The sequence below is a fragment of the Vreelandella neptunia genome (assembly GCF_022489065.1).
GTDB lineage: Bacteria > Pseudomonadota > Gammaproteobacteria > Pseudomonadales > Halomonadaceae > Vreelandella > Vreelandella neptunia_A.
In genome coordinates, this window is the sequence record NZ_JAKVTW010000020.1 from 24,944 (window position 1) to 43,616 (window position 18,673).

The 18,673-nt window shown below is 55.9% G+C and carries 20 protein-coding genes and 2 pseudogenes; 12 read left to right on the plus strand and 10 right to left on the minus strand.

Going from position 1 to position 18,673, the window contains the following annotated elements; all coding sequences use genetic code 11:
* From MLE19_RS19615 to MLE19_RS19630, 4 genes are all read left to right on the plus strand, one after another.
* A complete protein-coding gene (locus MLE19_RS19615; protein ID WP_240719809.1) occupies window positions 1-645 on the plus strand; it encodes a M48 family metalloprotease in 645 nt (214 codons plus the stop codon).
* Complete coding sequence (locus tag MLE19_RS19620) at window positions 642-3,623, plus strand: hypothetical protein (protein ID WP_240719811.1); 2,982 nt, start codon at window positions 642-644, stop codon at window positions 3,621-3,623. The genes MLE19_RS19615 and MLE19_RS19620 overlap by 4 nt, the downstream gene beginning before the upstream one ends.
* A gap of 96 nt (window positions 3,624-3,719) precedes the next feature.
* Window positions 3,720-4,139, plus strand: coding sequence for a hypothetical protein (locus MLE19_RS19625; RefSeq protein ID WP_035557849.1), 420 nt, complete (start codon window positions 3,720-3,722; stop codon window positions 4,137-4,139).
* A 39-nt stretch (window positions 4,140-4,178) separates the two neighbouring features.
* On the plus strand, window positions 4,179-4,802 hold the full coding sequence (locus tag MLE19_RS19630; RefSeq protein WP_240719884.1) for an RES family NAD+ phosphorylase: 624 nt from the start codon (window positions 4,179-4,181) through the stop codon (window positions 4,800-4,802).
* Between the two features lie 445 nt (window positions 4,803-5,247).
* Here MLE19_RS19630 and MLE19_RS19635 read toward each other — a convergent pair.
* A pseudogene (locus MLE19_RS19635) lies at window positions 5,248-5,820 on the minus strand (recombinase family protein); the annotation flags it as partial.
* Window positions 5,821-6,532: 712 nt separating this feature from the next.
* Between MLE19_RS19635 and MLE19_RS19640 the strand changes: the two are divergent.
* The 3 genes from MLE19_RS19640 to MLE19_RS19650 are packed head-to-tail and all read left to right on the plus strand — an operon-like array spanning window position 6,533 to window position 8,827.
* A complete protein-coding gene (locus tag MLE19_RS19640; protein WP_240719813.1) occupies window positions 6,533-7,945 on the plus strand; it encodes a sensor domain-containing diguanylate cyclase in 1,413 nt (470 codons plus the stop codon).
* 21 nt (window positions 7,946-7,966) lie between these two features.
* On the plus strand, window positions 7,967-8,290 hold the full coding sequence (locus MLE19_RS19645; RefSeq protein ID WP_101145389.1) for an EAL domain-containing protein: 324 nt from the start codon (window positions 7,967-7,969) through the stop codon (window positions 8,288-8,290).
* Window positions 8,291-8,308: 18 nt separating this feature from the next.
* Window positions 8,309-8,827 (plus strand): EAL domain-containing protein, encoded by a 519-nt coding sequence (locus MLE19_RS19650; protein WP_276322511.1) that lies wholly within the window; start codon window positions 8,309-8,311, stop codon window positions 8,825-8,827.
* Between the two features lie 382 nt (window positions 8,828-9,209).
* On the opposite strand, the gene MLE19_RS23155 is transcribed toward MLE19_RS19650, so the two are convergent.
* The gene (locus MLE19_RS23155; protein WP_306420925.1) at window positions 9,210-9,797 is read right to left on the minus strand and encodes a zinc-binding dehydrogenase; all 588 of its coding nucleotides are present in this window, start codon (window positions 9,795-9,797) and stop codon (window positions 9,210-9,212) included.
* Complete coding sequence (locus MLE19_RS23160) at window positions 9,785-10,192, minus strand: alcohol dehydrogenase catalytic domain-containing protein (RefSeq protein WP_306420926.1); 408 nt, start codon at window positions 10,190-10,192, stop codon at window positions 9,785-9,787. The genes MLE19_RS23155 and MLE19_RS23160 overlap by 13 nt, the downstream gene beginning before the upstream one ends.
* A 161-nt stretch (window positions 10,193-10,353) precedes the next feature.
* On the opposite strand from MLE19_RS23160, the pseudogene MLE19_RS19660 reads away from it, so the two are divergent.
* A pseudogene (locus MLE19_RS19660) lies at window positions 10,354-11,075 on the plus strand (IS3 family transposase); the annotation flags it as partial.
* Between the two features lie 236 nt (window positions 11,076-11,311).
* Here the strand turns inward: MLE19_RS19660 and MLE19_RS19665 are convergent.
* The 6 genes from MLE19_RS19665 to MLE19_RS19690 all read right to left on the minus strand — a co-directional run bounded on the left by MLE19_RS19665 (window position 11,312) and on the right by MLE19_RS19690 (window position 14,331).
* Complete coding sequence (locus tag MLE19_RS19665) at window positions 11,312-11,725, minus strand: DUF6691 family protein (RefSeq protein ID WP_240719815.1); 414 nt, start codon at window positions 11,723-11,725, stop codon at window positions 11,312-11,314.
* Window positions 11,722-12,183 carry a YeeE/YedE family protein gene (locus tag MLE19_RS19670; protein WP_240719817.1) on the minus strand — a complete coding sequence of 154 codons (462 nt, stop codon included), beginning with the start codon at window positions 12,181-12,183 and terminating at the stop codon, window positions 11,722-11,724. The genes MLE19_RS19665 and MLE19_RS19670 overlap by 4 nt, the downstream gene beginning before the upstream one ends.
* A gap of 110 nt (window positions 12,184-12,293) precedes the next feature.
* Window positions 12,294-12,467 (minus strand): hypothetical protein, encoded by a 174-nt coding sequence (locus tag MLE19_RS19675; RefSeq protein WP_306420927.1) that lies wholly within the window; start codon window positions 12,465-12,467, stop codon window positions 12,294-12,296.
* A 69-nt stretch (window positions 12,468-12,536) separates the two neighbouring features.
* Window positions 12,537-12,965 carry a TIGR01244 family sulfur transferase gene (locus MLE19_RS19680; protein ID WP_240719819.1) on the minus strand — a complete coding sequence of 143 codons (429 nt, stop codon included), beginning with the start codon at window positions 12,963-12,965 and terminating at the stop codon, window positions 12,537-12,539.
* A gap of 20 nt (window positions 12,966-12,985) precedes the next feature.
* Entirely contained in the window at window positions 12,986-13,897 is a 912-nt protein-coding gene (locus MLE19_RS19685; RefSeq protein ID WP_240719821.1) for an MBL fold metallo-hydrolase, read from the minus strand.
* A gap of 287 nt (window positions 13,898-14,184) precedes the next feature.
* Entirely contained in the window at window positions 14,185-14,331 is a 147-nt protein-coding gene (locus tag MLE19_RS19690; RefSeq protein ID WP_240719823.1) for a hypothetical protein, read from the minus strand.
* 440 nt (window positions 14,332-14,771) lie between these two features.
* On the opposite strand from MLE19_RS19690, the gene MLE19_RS23065 reads away from it, so the two are divergent.
* The 4 genes from MLE19_RS23065 to MLE19_RS19705 all read left to right on the plus strand — a co-directional run bounded on the left by MLE19_RS23065 (window position 14,772) and on the right by MLE19_RS19705 (window position 17,522).
* Window positions 14,772-14,894, plus strand: a complete 123-nt coding sequence (locus MLE19_RS23065; RefSeq protein WP_276322509.1) for a hypothetical protein — start codon at window positions 14,772-14,774, stop codon at window positions 14,892-14,894.
* Between the two features lie 924 nt (window positions 14,895-15,818).
* Complete coding sequence (locus tag MLE19_RS19695; RefSeq protein WP_240719825.1) at window positions 15,819-16,445, plus strand: class I SAM-dependent methyltransferase; 627 nt, start codon at window positions 15,819-15,821, stop codon at window positions 16,443-16,445.
* Between the two features lie 394 nt (window positions 16,446-16,839).
* Window positions 16,840-17,055 carry a hypothetical protein gene (locus tag MLE19_RS19700; protein ID WP_240719826.1) on the plus strand — a complete coding sequence of 72 codons (216 nt, stop codon included), beginning with the start codon at window positions 16,840-16,842 and terminating at the stop codon, window positions 17,053-17,055.
* A 191-nt stretch (window positions 17,056-17,246) separates the two neighbouring features.
* Entirely contained in the window at window positions 17,247-17,522 is a 276-nt protein-coding gene (locus tag MLE19_RS19705; protein WP_035557873.1) for a hypothetical protein, read from the plus strand.
* A gap of 243 nt (window positions 17,523-17,765) precedes the next feature.
* On the opposite strand, the gene MLE19_RS19710 is transcribed toward MLE19_RS19705, so the two are convergent.
* Window positions 17,766-18,296: a hypothetical protein gene (locus MLE19_RS19710; RefSeq protein ID WP_240719828.1), complete on the minus strand. Its 531-nt coding sequence runs from the start codon at window positions 18,294-18,296 to the stop codon at window positions 17,766-17,768.
* Between the last annotated feature and the right edge of the window lie 377 nt (window positions 18,297-18,673).

The window sequence follows — 18,673 nt, forward strand, 5'->3', positions numbered from 1 at the left end:
ATGCTGGCGCTCCTGTCTGCCTTGTCGGCCTGTTTCGCTGGGGCGCTTGGTTATACTGTGATGGTGGTATTGCCGGTGGTGGTCTTCGTTGGCTTACCCCTGGAGTTCATACGTCCCCCTGGTGAGCTTATGACAGTCACTTGGCTGGCCAAGGCCACCTACCTCGCAGGTGGGTGGCTAACTGCCCTCGCCTGGCTAGGGCTTAGGCTGGCGCCAGCCAGTTACCGTATCGGCCGGCTATTCCCAAGGGCTCGTGAGATTGCAGATCGTGTCTGGGTTTACGAGACGCCTGCCCTTCAGGCCTATGCTATGCCGAGCCCTACGGGTGGCGTTGTAATCGTTTCCCGGGGCGCCCTCAATCTGCCTCCTGATGAGCTTGAGTGGCTGCTGGCGCACGAGAGGTCACACCTTCGCCGCGGCGATGCGTCTGCGAGCCTATACTGGTGGACGCAGCACAGCATTTTGCGGGTGGCGCTTTGGCTGGCGCGGTTGATCTATACAATTCTTCGTCCCATTCCCCTGATTGGCCTGTTGAGCGGCTTGTACTTTTCTGTGGCGAGCTTGGGGATTCGCTTGGCATTAGGGCTTTTCTCGACACATCCGCCGACATATCGGCGTATCAAGCGCCTGGAGCGTATGACATGAGTTTGATGGGGTATCGCTCGACACTGCTAAGATCCGTTATTGCTCTAACTATCTTCTACAGTCTCGCCGCGGCTACTGCTTTTTACTTCATGGGGCCGGAAACGCTGCAGGAGTGGCTAGCTGGCGCTGGCTTTTGGGTAGAGGGTGACGAAGAGATAAACCCCGCGAACGCGGCATCAGCGGCCACTGAGGTCGTCCTGGCAAGGTTGCGTGTTGTCTGGCCATGGTTAGCCGGGGGAATGGCTGCTGGCTCTGTGATCGTTCTGCTCATAGTGGGAATGGGATTAATAACACGTCGACAGCGCGCTAAATCTCGCGGTGAGTTCCGGGGCATGGATCTCTCAATTACGTACATGCCTTATCCTGATCCGATTAACTTCAAGCCAGTGAAAGCGCAGCTGTCGGGTAACGTTCCGGCACATCACATGCCGCTAATTAACCAGTTGCTCGGTTACCTCCAGGCTCACCCTGATGCTTTTTGCGGTGACGGCCACAGTACGACACTGCTTGAGCACCATCTAGGCGTGATCGATGAGGCCTTCGAGTACGAAGGTGCCGATCCCCTCCTCCCTCTTGCCGCGGCAGCACATGATATTGGCAAGACTGTTTCGCATGCGAAACAGGACGGGCAGTGGGTCCGCCTGTCCTACCACGATAAACAGAGCGGGCGTCTGTTGGCAAAGTTCCCCGCGTGGTGGGAGCTGCCTGAGGATGAGCGAGCCATACTGTTGCTGGCAGTAAAATACGAGCATTCTCCCAACCTGATGCCAGTGGCTTTCCCTGGCCTCAGTAGCAAGGGGGTGCGCCGCGCAGTCACTCTCCTCCAGCAGCTGCGAGAGATAGACGGCCTCGCTACACGAGGCGAGAAACGCAAGGTGCTTGAGAATCTGAATGTCCAGGAGCTGGCGATCGAAACGTTCTTGCGAGTGGTTCCCCAAGTACCCTATCAGGTGAAAGGTTTAGCGAAGCGTGTCAAAGCGGCAGGCTTCCGCGTTGGTGAGCGGCTTTACCTCTCCGAACATCATGTTCGGGAGACAGCCCTTTCCAAGCTGGATGATGACGTTGCCGCGGCCTTTGGCGGTGACTTTCGAGCCCGAGGTAAATCAGGGGAGTTTACACAGGCACTTTTGGCAGCATTGGCCGATCGCGGCTGGCTCATCACTGAAATGGAGGGAGTGCCAGAGGGGAGCGAAGCGGCGAAGACCTGGACGTTGCCATCTGACCAAGCGTTGTGGCGGGTACGTTCCGGCATAATCGAGTTCAGGGGAATGATCGCGGTGGAGCTGCCAGTAGAACACCAAGGCCTATACCCGCGAGAAACCGCTTATGAGGTAACCGTCCTCGGCCCCCAGGGCAAGCACAGTAGCAACGCTGGCGTTGCGCCAACAAAAGACAGTGGTAAGCGGGAAGAGCGCATGACTAAGCCTAAAGGTATTCCAGCGTCAGACGTATGTGATGTCAGCCTGTTTGCTTCAGTGCCTACGGGTACGGGTGATGCAACGAAAACCAGTGGGAATGCTGCACAGAAGAGTTTAGGGGCAGCGAGCAAAACCTCTACATTCAGCCATGAATCACTCACGAATACCGACGTGGCTTCCTCCTGGCTGCTAGATGATTCCCAGGCGGCAGGTGGGAATACTGCACAGGAAGAGACGCGACAGCCCACCCCTTGCGGTGGGGATGCTGCACAGAAAGGCAATGGCACCCAGAACCAGCAGGCCTCCGCAATGGTTGAAACAGGCGAAGGAAAAGATATAGCCGGTGCCAAGCCGATGGATGATCTCCATGCGGCAGGTGGGGATACTGCACAGGAAGAGACGCGCCAGCCCATCCCTTGCGGTGGGGATGCTGCACAGAAAGGCAATGACACCCAGAACCAGCAGGCCTCCGCAATGGTTGAAACAGGCGAAGAAAAAGATATAGCCGGTGCCAAGCTGATGGATGATCTCCATGCGGCAGGTGGGAATACTGCACAGGAAGAGATGCGCCAGCCCACCCCTTGCGGTGGGGATGCTGCACAGAAAGGCAATGGCACCCAGAACCAGCAGGCTTCCGCAATGGCTGAAACAGGCGGAGAAAAAGTTATAGATGGTGCCTGGCTGCTGGACGATTCTCATACGGCAGGTGAGAACACTACACAGGAAGGCACGGGCCAGCCAATACCTTGCGGTGGGGATGCTGCACAGAAAGGCAATGATGCCCAGAATCAGCAGGCCTCAGCCAAAGCTGAAACAGGCGACGAAAAGGCTATAGTTGGCGCTTGGCTGCTAGAGGATGTCCCCGGTGTCGGTGGGGATATTGCACATTATGAGCAGGATGGGATGAGTAATTCCATTCATACTAAGACTCCAGCAGGATTTAAAAGAGAATCAGAGGGAGCTTGGTTACTAAATGAGATTGTTGAGGCGGCCGGTGGGAACGTTGCACAGATAGCGACCAATGACCAAATTTCGCCCACAACAAGCGGGGGGGATGTTGAACTGATCGCTGAGCAAGCCGAACCCACGAATGACTTTTCAGAGATTAGTCAGCTGACGCTAGGGGCTGACGCAGATAACCATAGTGATGTTTCGGCTGAGCTGGGTGACTGGAGCCCAGAGGCCGATAACGCACCGAATGATACCCATATTCAACTTGGCCTGGGGGAGGCAATGCTGGCCACAGCTGAGCATGAGTCCCCAGTGACACAGCCGAGCCATCAGCCAGTCCCTACTGTCATGGTTGATAAAACGACGCAAGGTGCTACAGAACAGCAGAAATCGGCTGTGTCTGGGCAGAAAGATGTACGGACATCCTCACCTATCCAGCGACGCCTGAAGAAGCGAGGTGGGACCTCGGCTGGTCGCCAAAAGGCTTTAAACAACGAAGCGCCAGCGGATAAAAGCGAACAGACAGGCCAAGTGAAAGCGAGCAGAGGGTCATCCAAGCCTGCCGGTGCCAAGGCGGAAGTAAAAGGAGTGCCTAAGCTGTTCAGTTGACCAAACATCACCTTGCGGAGATGGACTTCGAAGCGCTGAAGTTATATGATGCATTTATGTAGCAACATCGCTGCATTTTTGCAGGGAAAATAGGCTATGAGCGTTGAAGCAATCATCGAGCCGTCCGATTACGTTGCTCCCGACACTTTCAATCAATTCCTCGCTGACTTGAAAGCTCGGGCACGGCAAACCAAGAGCCCAATCATCAGCCCGAGGATGTTCTGCCTTGCCCTGGGCATGGATGTACAGACGCTGGCCTCGCGGGCGCATGTCCACCGCGTTACTGTAAACCGCGCCCAGGGGGCTGAGAAGCTGCAGACTTACTTACGGGATGCGGTGCGAGTCATGGGAGCAGCGGCTGACATAAATGGTAATTTTCAGGATGCCGCGTTCTGGTTTCGTAATGAACCGATCAGCGCATTCAATTTCAGGACACCAGAGCAGTTGGTCAGCGAGGGACGAGCTGAGGATCTATTGAACTATGTTCAATCACTTCACGCAGGCGCGGCTGGATGATCCTTACCAGCCTGGCAGATCAACCAGCCTATCGTGTCCATGTCCCCCGCTGGGCCATCGCCCCCCACAAGTGGCGCAGGCGCCGCCCAGCATGGCGGTCGCCTCAATCGTATCGGGGTTCCCGCACTCTACCTTGCTCTGGAAGAGCTGACCGCGCTTGAGGAGTGCCGGCAGCTCTCGACCCTGATGCCACCCGGTCTTATTGTGAGCTACACGGTAGCGTTGGCCACAGTAGTGGACTTCAGCCATGGGTACACGGCTGACTGGGACTCTCTCTGGCAGGAAATGGGTTGTGACTGGCGTAGAATTTTGTTTAATGATCGCGTTGAACCGCCCAGCTGGTTGCTCGCTGACCTAGCCTTGGAGGCTGGTGCTAGCGGCATACTGTTCCCGTCGTTGGCCAATCCACGGGGTGTAAACCTCGTAGTCTACACCGACGCCTTCATTTCACGTCACACCGCCCCTACCTCTCTTCGAGACCTGTCATACGGGAATGAGAAGAGAAGGATGCAAAATCATGATGATGTGCTGATTGTCCGAGGCGATGCTGATCTACGTTGCTACTGGCTAGCGATGGAGGGGCAGCCCTTTGCAGATGTCGAGCCAGCGGAGTTCGGGATCGAGCGGCAGAAAGCGCAGGTAAGGTTCCGTACTTGGGACTGATCCTACTCTGCCACAGTAAGGCTATCAATTGATGGCAAACGGAGAACCTGCCCGTTAAGCATGGGTTATACGGGCTTGTAGTTCGCCCAGACTGTTGATTTCACGCTTCCCCAGGCTGTCTGCTGAGGGAGGCATTTTCAAAACCGCTTAATCCATCCGGTCAGTCATGCTTTTTGAAAGCTCGAATAATGAGAAAAGCTATGAACAGCGCTAAGTGGAATAAGTTGCTAGCTCGGTGGTGCCTTCTTAAAAATCAGTATCAATTGGGTTCAGGGGACTGCAGCCAGTCCAAGTTCTTACTGGCCTATCCTTAAATGCTCCAAGTTTAATACTATTATGCTTACACATATCGGCTGATTTTCTGCCATCTTTGATCATAAAGTCGATATAAAGCATCACTATTAGGCTAGAAGTGTCCGGAGAACACAGAGCAGTCCAGTTTTCTTTACACATGAAGCTTGCCCCTCCAGGTGTTATTTTCAGAAGACGATCGCACTGCGTGTCTGAAGTCGGTTGCACTGTGGTCTGGGGCTTCGGACTGGCTGGCCTCCAAAGCGGCGTAAAGGGCCGTCTTGCTGACCTTGATGCGTGCGGCGGCCTCGCGGATGCTCAGCCCATTGGCGAGGTGCTCCCTTGCCCGCTTCAGCTTGTCGTCGGTGACAACGGGCTTGCATTCTCCTTTGCGCCCACGGGCGGCGGCAGCGGCCAGCCCCGCCTTGGTGCGATCACGGATCAGATCACGCTCGAACTGCCCCAAGGCGCCGAACACGTGGAAGATCAGCCGCCCACCCGGCGTGGTGGTATCGATGCTTTCGGTCAGCGACCGGAATCCGACGCCACGCGCGTCCAGAGTGCTGACCACTTCGATCAGATGCGGCAGTGAGCGTCCCAGTCGATCCAGTCGCCACACAACCAGCACATCCCCGTCGTGCAGGAACCCCAGCGCGGCTGTTAGGCCGGGTCGTTCTTCCTTGGCCCCGGAGACGGTGTCATCAAAGATTCGCTCGCACTCCGCCTTGCGAAGCGCATCGGTCTACAAGGCGGTGTTCTGCTCCGCCGTCGGGACCCGCGCATAGCCAATCAGCGCCATTGACTGCCCCTTTTGTCCGCTAATCCGTCCGTTTATCTTATTGTCCCAAAATACATCAAACAAGCTGTTGTCGGACAATGTCCGGATTGGCCGCCTAATGATCGTTTCTCGGACAGGCTGCATTGTGCGCCGCCATGCTGAACCAATTCGAGGATCGTTTGACACGGCTCGTTCACAAGTCCGCTGCACACCGGGCGAACCGCCCAATGTATGGGTACAACCACCTTCTGACAACGACAGGCAATCAATGGGCTCAACACACGCGTTCGACGCGCTGATGAATATGGCGGGTTCATCGTTCCGTCACCATCGCTCGCTGCCCTGACTGCCGGCAGCCGCGGTGCCTCCAGCAGTGCTTCTCTATCCAGCGTTAAAGGGAGTGGTGGCCGATTACGGGTGAATAAAATTACTCTTGAGACGCTTTCAGTGTAACTTCCTTACAGATAAGTTATGAGCTATATCACAGTCTGTTCGCACAAGCGCGACAAGCGACGGGCGACGAAGGCTCTTTGGCGAAAGAGCACGCGGATACTCTTCTTAAGGCTTCGACATGGACAACGTGTAAGTGCACGCCGGACAAGAACGCGGGGATAGCGCCCCTCAGGACGAATTGGCCTCCATCGAGTCCAGTGAACGGCTTATGAGAGCCCTGGGGCGCGGTCTCTTAATCAGCCTGGTCACGATCTTGATCGCCGTGGCCGGGGTCTTCGGGGTGGTGATCCTGTCGTCGCAGTCGCTCGATCGCTATGCCGAAGCGAAGTCGCGGGAGCAGGTGCAGCGACTGCTCGATCTCGAGCTCGAGGAACTGGCCAACCGCAGCCGAGATTATAGCTGGTGGAACGAGGCCGTCGAGCTGGTAATCTACCAGCGAGACACCGACTGGGCCATGGAAAACGTCAGCGGTTATCTGCAGAACCAGTACGGTACCGACTGGGTAGTGAGTCTGGATCGCGAGGCGACACTGATCCACGGCGTACACAAGGGTACGGAACTGGAGGCGCTGCCCGAGGGCCTGCTGACCGCCGAGTTCAAGCAGCTCATGGCCGAGGCCATCGACACCGATTTCGCCGACCCCGAGCCCGCATCTGACATCCTGGATATCCAGGGAGCGCCTGCCCTGGTCGCCGTGTCGCCGTATGTGGCCTACGACCCGACCCCGTATGCCACCGATCAGGCGCATGGCTATCTGATCCTGGTCAACTACATCGACGAGGCCATTCTGGGCGCTTGGCGTCGTGATTTTCAGATCGAGGCCCTGCGTCTGCTGCCTGCAGCGGCAGCTCCCCCTCGGGAGACAGGCCAACTGGCGTCCCTCCCCCTGGCAACACCGAGCGGCGAGCCGCTGGGCACCCTTCAATGGCGTCCGGAGCATCCTGGCCAGAGCCTCCTCACACAGCTCCTACCCTGGGTGATTGGAGGCGTGCTACTGATCCTCGCGGGCAGCCTCTTCTTCTATCGACGGCTGCGAGCCTATGGCAGGCTGGCCCATGGTCACCTCATGGAATTGAGCACCAGTCGGGAACTGCTTTTTCGTCAGGCGAACTACGATTTTCTCACCGGATTGGCGAACCGGTCGCTGTTTATAGAGCACCTGAACCACGAGTTGGCGCGCTGCATCCGCCATAAGCTGAAGGCCGGAGTCCTCTACGTTGACCTGGACGGTTTCAAGGCCGTCAACGACACCCTGGGCCATACCGCCGGCGATGAGCTGCTGTGCTGGGTGGCCAAATCCATGGCGAAGCTCGTGCGCACCGAGGACGATGTGGCACGCTTCGGTGGTGATGAATTCTGTCTGTTGCTGACCGACGTCGCCTCTGAGGAAGATGTGTCACGGGTCGTCGACAAGATTCATGCCCTGCTGGCGGGCCCCGTTGAGGTGGGCGGCAAGCACATGCTGGTCGGGGCGAGTATCGGGATCGCGATGATTCCCGACGACACTCAGGATCTCTCCGATGTGTTCCGCTATGCCGATATCGCCATGTACCAAGCCAAGTCGAGGGGCACAAACCTGTTCTGCTTCTATGATGCAACGATGGAGGAGCGCTCGCAGTAACATGCAAGGCTGAAGGGTCTGTTGGCTCATTGCCTGACCCATGAAGAGCTGTACCTGCGCTATCAGCCTATCTATTCTCTGGTGAGCCGTGAGATCACCGGCATGGAAGCACTGCTCCGGTGGCGCCACAAGGAACTGGGGGAGGTGTTGCCGGCCGAATTCATTCCCGTGGCGGAAGAAACGGGCCGGAATATCACGGTCTCGATCAATATCTCGGCCAAGCAGCTGCGCGACCTGACGTTTCCGTTCAAACTGAAACAGCTGCTGGAAAAACACGGCGTGGAGTCTTCCAGCATCAAGCTCGAGATCACCGAGAGCCTGTTGATCTTGGAAAGTGACAACTAGCACCGTGTACTGCTCGACCTGGCGAAGCGAGGATACCGCCTGGTGCTGGATGACTTCGGCACGGGGTATTACGGCCTTGGCGACCTGGGCCGCTATCCCCTGGAAACGGTCAAGATCGACAAGTCGTTCGTGTCCGGCCCGAAAGCCTCCTCGCTGAACGCCTCGCTGGTCAAGACCATCGTCTTCATGGCCAACCACTGTGGCATGAAGACCATCGCCGAGGGGATCGACACCCCCGAGCAGGAAGCGTTCGTGCGCGATACCGGCTGCACCCACGGCCAGGGCTTCCTCTTCAGCCGTCCGACCTCGGTGGCCGACATCATTGCCCTGATGGCCCCGCCCTCGCCTTCCCCAACGGCGTCCTGGAACGAGAGCGTCTCGGTCTCGGGGCATGCCCCATCAGGCGCCAGGGAGTCATCCCTGTGTCCGGCCATGCACTATCGTGGTGCATGGTCGAGCATTGTAGTTGCCCGTTGCCCGTTGCCCCGCCCAAGGCCCACTGGCGTGTCGGGCTGGCTGGCCTTCAAAACGGCGTAGAGGGCCGTCTTGCTGACCTTGATGCGTGCGGCGGCCTCATGCCCCAATTCAAGTGTCACCAAGGCTCCGATGATGGACGTTCGGAACTGGGCCTGTGCTCAGGTCGGACAGGATGGTCACGCCTTGCTCGGCAATTGGTGATGTATCTGATGCCATGCCTCGACCCGCCCATGGTGCTTAGGAGGACTGAGCATAGTCGAGGTTGGTGAAGGCGATTGCTGAAACAATTCTTTCAGAAGACCACTGCACACCGGGCGGTCCGCTCGATGCGCTGGTGCAGCCGTCTTCTGAAAATGACACCAGGACTTCCTGGAGGGGCAATTTTGCGTAAATAAATTACGTTAAATTTTCTACGTAAAGAAAACGTACCTATTATTCGGATTTATAGAGCCATGGTCACTACTACGCGTCCGCGAATGCGACCGGCGAGCAGATCATCGGCCGCCTCGATGGCGTCGTCGAGGGCGATGGAGCTGGTGATAGCATCGAGCTGCTCGGGAACCAGCAGCTCCCCCAGACGCCGCCAGGACTCGACGCTATCCGCGTAGGGGCGCATCACGCTGTCGATCCCCGCCAGGGTCACGCCGCGCAGGATAAAGGGCGCGACGCTGGCGGACAGGTCCATGCCCTGGGCCAGACCGCAGGCGGCCACCGTGCCACCGTAGCGGGTTGAGGCCAGGACGTTGGCCAGGGTGTGGCTGCCCACGGCGTCGATAGCTCCCGCCCAGCGCTCCTTGCCCAGCGGGCGTCCCGGCTCGGAGAGGGTAGCCCGGTCGATCACCTCCGCGGCGCCGAGCCCTTGGAGGTAGTCGGTCTCCTCTGGGCGGCCGGTGTAGGCCACCACCCGGTAGCCCAGCCGCGTGAGCAGCGCGATGGCGTAGCTGCCGACCCCTCCGTTGGCGCCGGTGACCAGCACATCACCCTGCTCCGGGGTGACGCCTTGCCTCTCTAACGCCATCACTGAGAGCATGGCGGTGTAGCCGGCGGTGCCGATGCCCTGGCTTGGCGTGGCGTGAAGGCCGCCGGCAGGGGAATCAGCCAGCGGCTCTCTAGACGGGCCTTCTCGGCCAGTCCGCCCCAGTGGCCCTCGCCCACTCCCCATCCGTTGAGCAGCACTGCATCGCCCGGCGCATAGGCCTCGCTCGCGGAGGCCTCCACCGTACTGGCTAGGTCGATGCCCGGCACCATGGGGAAGGCACGCACCACTGGCCCCTTGCCGGTGATGGCCAGGGCGTCCTTGTAGTTGAGGGTGCTGCAGTCGACCCGGACGGTGACGTCGCCCTCGGGCAGCTGCGACTCGTCAAGGGTCTCGAGCGTCGCCTGCTGCCGGTTGTCTTGCTTGTCGAACAGGATGGCTTTGAACATGTTGCACCTCGTGTCGTGGTGGGGTCTTTTATTGTAGTGGCATAGTGAATTTGGCCACCTAATTAGAGGTGCTAATATGCACCAAGACATCACTAGGTGGCAGCATGACAACATGACCAAAACGTAACTTTAGCCCTGAATTCCGTCTCGAAGCAGCACAGCTGGTCGTCGATCAACACTACACTGTTCGTGAAGCGGCTGAAGCCATAAATGTGGGGCATTCGAGCATGGATAAATGGGTTCGTCAGTTACGCCAAGAGCGTGATGGCCAAAGCCCTAAAGCAACGCCCATGACGCCCGATCAGCTCAGGATTCGCGAGCTTGAAAAGCGCATCCGTGACATTGAGATGGAAAAAGACATCTTAAAAAAGGCTACCGCTCTCTTGATGTCGGACTCCCTGAACACTTCTCGCTGATCGAGAAGCTCAAGACGAGCTACCCGGTAAAAAAACTGTGTGACGTGTTTGGCGTGCATCGCAGCAGCTTTAAATACTGGAGACAACGTTCAAAAAGACCTGTGTGTGCCACGAAGACTAAGGAAATAGCCAAGGTCAGAGAGCTATTTCGCGAGAGCGAAGGCTCTGCAGGGGCGCGCAGCATTGCAGAGATGGCGACAAGGCAGAATGTACCGTTAAGTCGCTATCGCGCTGGCCGCCTGATGGAAAAGCTTGGCCTGATTAGTTGCCAAATACCCGGTCATAGCTACAAGAAAACGGGCGAAGAACATGCTGAGGTACCGAACCACTTAGCGCGTCAGTTTAACGTTGAGGCGCCCAACCGCGTTTGGTGTGGCGATGTCACCTATATCTGGACTGGCAATCGCTGGGCTTATCTAGCCGTTGTTATGGACTTATTTGCTAGGAAAACGATTGGCTGGACGATGCCAAGAACACGCTCATGGGGTTAGTGGGTCTTGAAATCCGGCGTGGCAGCCTGAAACACGGCTGTACGGTAATAAAGCCAGCGGTAGTGGCTAAAAAGTGGTCGCGCAGAGAATACTCGGGCCATGTTGACTGCTTCACTTGCCCAGAGATGAATTGTTTAGTGCTTTACTAGAATTACACTTCTAATAAACCTATTCTTCAATCGTAGAAAATATGGTTGAAGCTCAAGCGCCGATCAGCGACTGCCTGAGAACCGCTTTGCCAGCCACCATCCTCCTATCATCGACAGTAGCATTGCCATGAGTGGCGTGGTCAGCCCAGCGAAAGAGGCGAATGCTGGTCCGGGGCAATAACCGGACAATCCCCAGCCAATTCCGAACAGGACCGCCCCACCCATCAGTCTTCCATCCAGATCACGCCGAGTGGGTAGTTGGAAGGCCTGAGCAAACAAGGGCTGTGAGCGGCGCAGCACGAGTCGATAACCGATGAACGTCGTGGTGACGGCACCGCCTAGTACAAACATCAAGGTCGGGTCCCAATCTCCAAACACATCAAGGAAATTCAGCACCCGGGTCGGGTCGGTCATGCCGCCGATCGCCAACCCTAACCCGAACAGCAACCCGGCGAGATAACCCATCAACGTTTTCATATGCCACCTCCGATGAGATGACGCATGACGAAGACGGTCAGCATGGCGCTTCCAAGAAAGGTTAAGGTGGCCGCCAACGATCGTGGTGAGAGTCGCGCCAGGCCGCTGACGCCGTGACCACTAGTACAGCCGCTGCCGACTTTTGTCCCGACGCCGACCAATAGACCTGCCAGCAGCATCAGCCCGATATCTCCCGCCGGCTGACCGATGACCTCATCCGGTGCACCGGAGACATTACCTAGCCCACCTCCCAGTAAAATAAGGATGAGTGGGCCGCTGAACAGACCCAGCAGGAAGGCCAGGCGCCAAGCCGAATCTCCTGCGGGTTGCTCCAGCAATAGTCCGGAGAGGATTCCGCTGACGCCGGAAATACGACCCAGCGTTGCCATCAGCCATACAGCTGCCAGGCCGATCAGCACACCGCCGATCAAACCGGAAAGACTTGCCCCTATGTCCACGTTGTGTCTCCTCTATGTCAGGTATTTGAAATATGTCGGACAAGCCGTGTCGAAGCATCGTCATTGTCGGGATCGCTCAGCTCTGCAGAAGAATGAACGTGCAAGGCATGTCAAGCATCGAACGTGTTCAGGAAGACATTACCGCTGAAATTGCGTAGGAATGCTGTCTTCAGCAGGCGGTTCATCTCTGGCCCCTTGACCTCGCAGAGGTGCAGTTGTAACCCCGCATCACTCAAACGCGGGTTGATCGACTCCAAACTATCCAGTGCCGAGGCATCGATCAAGTTGACGGCCTGGCAGCCACTGAGCGATGGGGAAATAGCGGCGCAAACTGGCCATGCCGGTCAGCGCTATTAGTTGTCATTGGCCTGGTTTTCGAGGCTCTCGCGAAGCGGCTCTAGGTCATAGCCGGCCGACTTGGCAGCACCGACGAGTTCCGAAATCGGACGATGCGAGACCTGTGAATAGGCCCAGAGATGAGCGACCCGTGTGCCGGTCCGGCAGAAACCGATCACGGGAGTCGGCGATAACTCCAGGGCATCGGCAAAGGCGGCAATGTCCTGCTGGGAATACTTGCCGGGCTTGACGGGAACTTCATGCCAGACCATACCCAGTGATTCTGCCTTAGCCTTGAGAGCATCGGGATCCGGCTGGTCATCACTTTCCCCACGCGGGCGATTGGAGATAATGGTGCGGAACCCTTGCTCGGCGAGTTGTTCAAGTTCGTCGAGGCGAGGTTGTGCTGTCACAAAAAGGCGATCATCTAGCGGTTTGATATCCATAGGTTACCTCCTTGGTCGCTTTAGGAGCGCGCCTCATCCCAGGCGGCTCCCGGTAGAGCATCGAGGGGAATCTTCAGGTAACGACGACCATTATCCTCTGGCTCTGGCAGGTCGCCGCCCCGGATATTGACTTGCAAAGCGTGCAAGATCAGTTTCGGCATGGGCAGCTTTGCGTCACGTTCGTTACGCAAAGCGATGAAGCTTTCCGCTGTCGGGCTGTCTTGGAGATGAATATTGGTTTCGCGCTGGGCACTCACTGTGCTTTCCCACTCTGGCTCACGATCGCCGGGCATGTAGTCGTGACCGGTAAAGAGCCGAGTGTCGTCCGGCAGTGTCAGGATGGCCTGAATGGAATCCCACAGCTTGTGAGCATTGCCACCGGGGAAATCGGCACGGGCCGTACCACCATCCGGCTGAAACAGCGTGTCGTGCACGAACGCCGCATCGCCGATGACGTAGGTGATCGACGCCTTGGTATGGCCGGGCGAAAACATAATCCGGCCTTCTATCTCGCCCACGTGGAAAGTATCGCCCTCTACAAAAAGGTGGTCCCACTGGCGGCCGTCATCCGGACAGTCGGGCCAGTTGTATATATCCTTCCATAGCGCTTGCACTTGTGTAACGTAAGCTCCTATGGCCTTTGGTGCCCCTGTCTTTTCCTTTAGATACTGTGCTGCCGAAAAATGGTCCGCGTGCGGATGGGTATCCAGAATCCATTCGACCTTCAGCCCTTGGCTGGCAACGTAGTCCAGCAATTCATTCGCATGGTGCGTTGCGATAGCGCCGGACTTTTCATCGAAATCTAGGACTGGGTCGATGATTGCGCAGCGCCGAGTCACAGGATCGCTAACAACGTACTGCACGCTAGAGGTCCGCATGTCGTAGAAGCCGACAACATCTGGCTTGCCTGGCGAGTGTCGAAACGTTTGCATGGCATCCTCGGTTGTTGGTAAAAACGTTACTAGGTTAGAACAAAAAAACATAATGTCTAGCATCAGCAACCAAACCGCACAAATCATTTATCGCGGCAGCCTTCAAGGAGAAACACCTACTCTGTTTCGCTGGATTGACCCATTTCAGGGCTTCGTGGACTATAATGATGCGATAGAAATCCTGATGAGGATGAAGTTTGCCGACCTGTGCTAGATCATGCAGGGCCAAGCTGACGATACTTGCAATGGCAAAAATCCCCATTGGTAAGGAGGCTTGTTATAGCTGATCATGGCCGTGTACGGCGGGCTTTGGGTGCGTGCGTAGCTACAAGGGAATGCTCGACAAATACTTTGCCATCCATGGCTTCACGGATCGCAGCCAACACGGCTGACACAATCAACCGCCAGTCTGGGTATGCGGCTCGACCAAACATGGCTGATTTCCTAAGCATTCCTACGCAGGTTTCCGTCGGCCCAACGAACTGGACCGGGAGGAGATATCGAGCATGCATTGAAGTAAACGTCGCAAAACTTAGATTGGCTGGGGTCTTCCTAGGAGAAACAGTGCTGACTTCTGCCAACTGTGACCATTAGATATCTAGGGTGATTTTTGTCCATTTACCCTTCTGCAGCGTGGAATTCGGGCTCAACGAGCTCGAGGAGTATGCGCTATAGGTGCTGTACAGGGACTGAAGTACTGACTTTGTAACAATCAGCCCACGAGGAAAGGGTAAGAAGATAGCTCGTGCAAATCGACAAAAAGCGAATCCAAGTCAGGATGAAATTCAAGGCGTGGCGTTATCGGCAGGAAAAGCTAAGCGAGGTGTGCTTAACGTAACCATTACTGTAAATGAGATAGAAAGGGAGAGAAACAATGATGGATGGAATGATGAACGGTGATGCAATGATGTGGGGGATGGGGCTGATAGGGCTTCTTGTCCTAATACTGCTTGTGCTCGGGATTGGGGCTCTCGTTAAGTATCTATTAAAAAAATAAGCGAGACCTTAAAAGCGGTGAGGATACTGAGGGCTCTCAGTGAGTACAACCATTTGCTTCCCAAGTTCACACAAGGGCAGATAGCCGGCATATACGAGTGCCATGTTATTCCAACTGAGGCGCGGGACATCCGCAGCCACTCATTGCCTGTTGCTAAAGAACAAGTACTATACGAGTGCGGCAACCCCAAGCACGAGGAGCAGGATTACAAGCAGACAGAGCAGGTCCATCCCACCACATCATCAATCCGCCGCAAGCCACCATTTCGCTCATCGTCTGCCAGCAGTGGTCATTGTGGTGTTTGCTGTCTCCGTAGGATTTTCGGGATTTGCGACGGGCGCGTTCCTATTGGGATAGGTAAAGCGATGGTTTATCCTACCCTGTTCGTCGTCATCGGTGATGTCGTGCATCCAGCGTGGTGATCCTCGGTTGGCATCTATCGCCTCTGGCGTGATCTTGGCTATTTCTTAGGCGCTATTATCGCAGGGGTGGTAGCGGATACACTGGGACTGGCTGCGGCGTTGTGAGTGGTGGTGGCTTTGACGTTCGCCTCGGGCCTATTCTCGACGCTGCGCATGAAGGAGGTACTCCAGATCACCGCACGGTCTCAGCGCAGCTGGATCCCTAACCAAGCTGGGAAGTGATTTACCGACCATCTCCTTGCCCATAGGCCCGGTCACGCCCGCGCCAAAAAGGAGAAAGACATGACGAGCATCACTCCTTCTTCTTGCCCGATGGGTCTTGGGCGCAATAGTCGTAGCAGTAGACATTGCCGGAAAGTTCAACACCTAGGACGGGAACGAGCGCGTTGTAGTGCCCCAGAGATGGAGGGCAACAAAGGGCACAAGCTGGCTTAGCGGGGGTGCTATAGGCTTACAACACAATGATATGAGTTTTATCCCTATCGAATGTGGAGGAAGTGCCATGGGTTTTTATAGTCGCCACATACTGCCGCATCTGATCAACCTGACGATGGGAGCGGGGATGCTTAAGAAATATCGTCAACGTACCGTGGCCAAAGCTCGGGGGAGTGTCTTAGAACTTGGATTTGGATCTGGAGTTAACCTACCTTATTACAACCCTGAGCTTATAGAGAAGTACTATGCAGTGGAGCCGGATGGTGGCCTTTTAAAGCTTGCGCAAAAGCGTATTAACAAAGCCCCTTTCAAGGTGGAAGTGCTGCAAATGGGCGCAGAGCAGATAATACTACCTGACGACAGCATAGACACGGTCCTGAGTACTTGGACACTCTGCACGATTCCAGACATAGAAGCGGCTCTAGCCCAGGCGCGAAGGGTGCTCAAGCCCGGGGGACAATTGATTTTTGTCGAGCATGGACTCGCGCCAGAAACCCGTGTTGCCAGCTGGCAGCAACGGCTGACTCCGTATTGGAAGCGTTGCGCCGGTGGCTGCCATCTGGATCGGCAGACAGAGGTGTTGCTTCTCAATGCCGGCTTTGTACTCCAGGATCTGGCTACAGGCTATCTCGGTCGTCCCAAGACCATGACGTTCATGTATGAAGGCGCGGCCAAGCCTCCCGCTGTCGGGTGAGTGAACTGGGTTCGCTGGCGGTAGATGGCGAACTCCGGGGCGCGAGATGTGAAAAAATCAATTACATGCTACACAGCTGCTGGTGTAGCCCAGCATGCATGGCGGAGCCAGCGGCCCAGTAACGTGATCGCCAGCATGTTATGTTTCTCCACCCCTGTCTCGGTACGGTCACCCTCGGCTCTATCTCGGAGTGACATTCTGGTTTTTATCTTGAGCCCAGGTAATGAGGTCTCGGGTTCAACAGTGGTTTACGAGGCTCAACAGGCCCAGTACCCGGCAAACTATCGGCATTATGGTGCTTTTCTTAATTGGCATTGCCCTAATCGCCAGTGTGGTCTTTCGCTAGGCCACTGCTTTTGCATCTGCCGTTCTGCATGTTAAGGACGGTAGGTCTATGCTATCGCTGGATCGGCGATGTGCGCGGCCTCGGCCTGCTGTGGGGGGGGTGAAACTGGTCATGGGCCCCGTAGTGCGAACGCCTTTCCCCGCCGCCTCTAATCTCTTCGCCAAGGTAACGGTGGTGGCCAAGGAGAAGGGTCTGTTGATCTACCTTCGGCGCACTCTGAACGGCCTGCTCGATGAACTGCTGACGCAGACCAGTCTCACCTGACGCTGGTCAAGAACGACGCAACGAGCCGGACATTGGCATCGGCAGGCGGATCCGCGCTAGTCGAGTCGCCCGCGTGATAGCTATCGTTCACGGAAAATTCGCTGTGCACCCTATTTACGAACCTGAGTGTCACCCTGCCCCCTATCTCCTCTTGAGACCTGCAATCCAGCAGGAATGAGAGGAGTAGGAACATGAGCGTAAAGTTTCAACAATGGGTCGCCACGGTGCGACGAAGGATGCAGGATGGCCAGCCTCTGCTGGGGCCGGACAGCCTGCAGGCACTGACAGACGATGTACGAAAACTCGGTCTTGGCGCTATGGGTGCCGGAGTTCTGGGTTTCTTCGCTCCTAGCGAGAAAATCACTCTTGGTGCATCAGTTGCCATGTTTTTCGTAGGTGCTATCATTTGGGTAACAGGTATTGCGTTTCTTGTAAGAATTGAGCGCAACAGTGCAGAAAAGGATTGAATTTATGAGCCCTTTTGGATGGTTAGTTACAGCTTTTGCAGTCTTTATGGCGGCCGTGTGTTTATTCACGTTCGTTCAAATTGAACGCAGCAAGCATCGTCACCATCAGGACGGCAGCAGCAGTTAGCTGAATCCTGGCGATTGTCATTCTCGCCAGGACAAGAGACATTGATCTCTCATTCAACAAGCTCTTCCTTTGCGAAGAGCTTTTTTATTTCCGTTATACGAAAAATGTCGGTGGTATTAACTAATCACACCCTTGGCAAGGTGAAAGGCCGCGGGCACCACTGCTAGGGAAATCCATGCGATAGGGTTGGTTACCAACCGATGCGCAGCATAACGGAATGGATGTGCTTCAATCAGGTCGCGCCTTTTCTCAGAAAACGTAGCCTTTAGCTTGGGCTTCGCTAGCTGCCCTCCCTGCTCTTCCAGCTTGAGCTGCTGATCAACTAGCCAGTCACTCGCATTCATCTCGCAGATAATCAATCGCCAGGCATGCTCTGCATCGTCAGTCGTCAGGTTTTCAGCAAGCATGTATTTCGAACGAGCGGTTATCTGCGATTCGGTTTCACTAGGGATGAATTCAATACCGAACTGCTCATAGAATCGATCACGCCTAACCTTGTTATTTCCATTGTGTGCGCCTAGCTTTTCATCTTGCCACGACAGCTCGATCTTCATTACCTCTACCAGCGGCCACTGCCTGGACCAGGTGACGATCTCTGCCATCAGGTAGGTGCCGACGCGAAACCCGCGTAGGCCGGTAAGAAGCATTTGAATATCTGTGGGACCTCTGCATTCACCGTGAGTGAGTCTGACCCGCTCCCTATCTGTTGAACTTGAAGGCGAATATGCAGCTGACCATTTGAGTTCATTTCCCTCAGGAGGCCGCTGGGTGTCGATTCGTTTAACTCGAAGCGCCCTGCCCAACGATGTGTTCTATGTGCTCGATCATCAAAGTCGCGTCTGGGGTCTCGCTGTTGGGTGTCTCTCGGTGGCGAACCTGGATAACACGCAAGTTCTCTCTGGGCGCTCCCTCTGTAGTGCTGTCTTGGGCTGTTGCTGGACCGACCATAGGTATCTCCTGAATTGATTGTTTCGCATGCGAAACAGGTAGGGGGCTACCAATACCATACTTTTCAACGTCAGCA

What these genes read in the sequence shown, in the direction of transcription:
- MLE19_RS19615 (WP_240719809.1), top strand. Translation starts at nt 1, where the DNA reads ATGCTGGCGCTCCTGTCTGCCTTGTCGGCCTGTTTCGCTGGGGCGCTT.
- MLE19_RS19620 (WP_240719811.1), top strand. Translation starts at nt 642, where the DNA reads ATGAGTTTGATGGGGTATCGCTCGACACTGCTAAGATCCGTTATTGCT.
- MLE19_RS19625 (WP_035557849.1), top strand. Translation starts at nt 3,720, where the DNA reads ATGAGCGTTGAAGCAATCATCGAGCCGTCCGATTACGTTGCTCCCGAC.
- MLE19_RS19630 (WP_240719884.1), top strand. Translation starts at nt 4,179, where the DNA reads ATGTCCCCCGCTGGGCCATCGCCCCCCACAAGTGGCGCAGGCGCCGCC.
- MLE19_RS19640 (WP_240719813.1), top strand. Translation starts at nt 6,533, where the DNA reads ATGAGAGCCCTGGGGCGCGGTCTCTTAATCAGCCTGGTCACGATCTTG.
- MLE19_RS23155 (WP_306420925.1), bottom strand. Translation starts at nt 9,797, where the DNA reads ATGCTCTCAGTGATGGCGTTAGAGAGGCAAGGCGTCACCCCGGAGCAG.
- MLE19_RS23160 (WP_306420926.1), bottom strand. Translation starts at nt 10,192, where the DNA reads ATGTTCAAAGCCATCCTGTTCGACAAGCAAGACAACCGGCAGCAGGCG.
- MLE19_RS19665 (WP_240719815.1), bottom strand. Translation starts at nt 11,725, where the DNA reads ATGAAAACGTTGATGGGTTATCTCGCCGGGTTGCTGTTCGGGTTAGGG.
- MLE19_RS19680 (WP_240719819.1), bottom strand. Translation starts at nt 12,965, where the DNA reads ATGGATATCAAACCGCTAGATGATCGCCTTTTTGTGACAGCACAACCT.
- MLE19_RS19685 (WP_240719821.1), bottom strand. Translation starts at nt 13,897, where the DNA reads ATGCAAACGTTTCGACACTCGCCAGGCAAGCCAGATGTTGTCGGCTTC.
- MLE19_RS19690 (WP_240719823.1), bottom strand. Translation starts at nt 14,331, where the DNA reads ATGTTTGGTCGAGCCGCATACCCAGACTGGCGGTTGATTGTGTCAGCC.
- MLE19_RS23065 (WP_276322509.1), top strand. Translation starts at nt 14,772, where the DNA reads ATGATGGATGGAATGATGAACGGTGATGCAATGATGTGGGGGATGGGG.
- MLE19_RS19695 (WP_240719825.1), top strand. Translation starts at nt 15,819, where the DNA reads ATGGGTTTTTATAGTCGCCACATACTGCCGCATCTGATCAACCTGACG.
- MLE19_RS19700 (WP_240719826.1), top strand. Translation starts at nt 16,840, where the DNA reads ATGCTATCGCTGGATCGGCGATGTGCGCGGCCTCGGCCTGCTGTGGGG.
- MLE19_RS19705 (WP_035557873.1), top strand. Translation starts at nt 17,247, where the DNA reads ATGAGCGTAAAGTTTCAACAATGGGTCGCCACGGTGCGACGAAGGATG.
- MLE19_RS19710 (WP_240719828.1), bottom strand. Translation starts at nt 18,296, where the DNA reads ATGCTTCTTACCGGCCTACGCGGGTTTCGCGTCGGCACCTACCTGATG.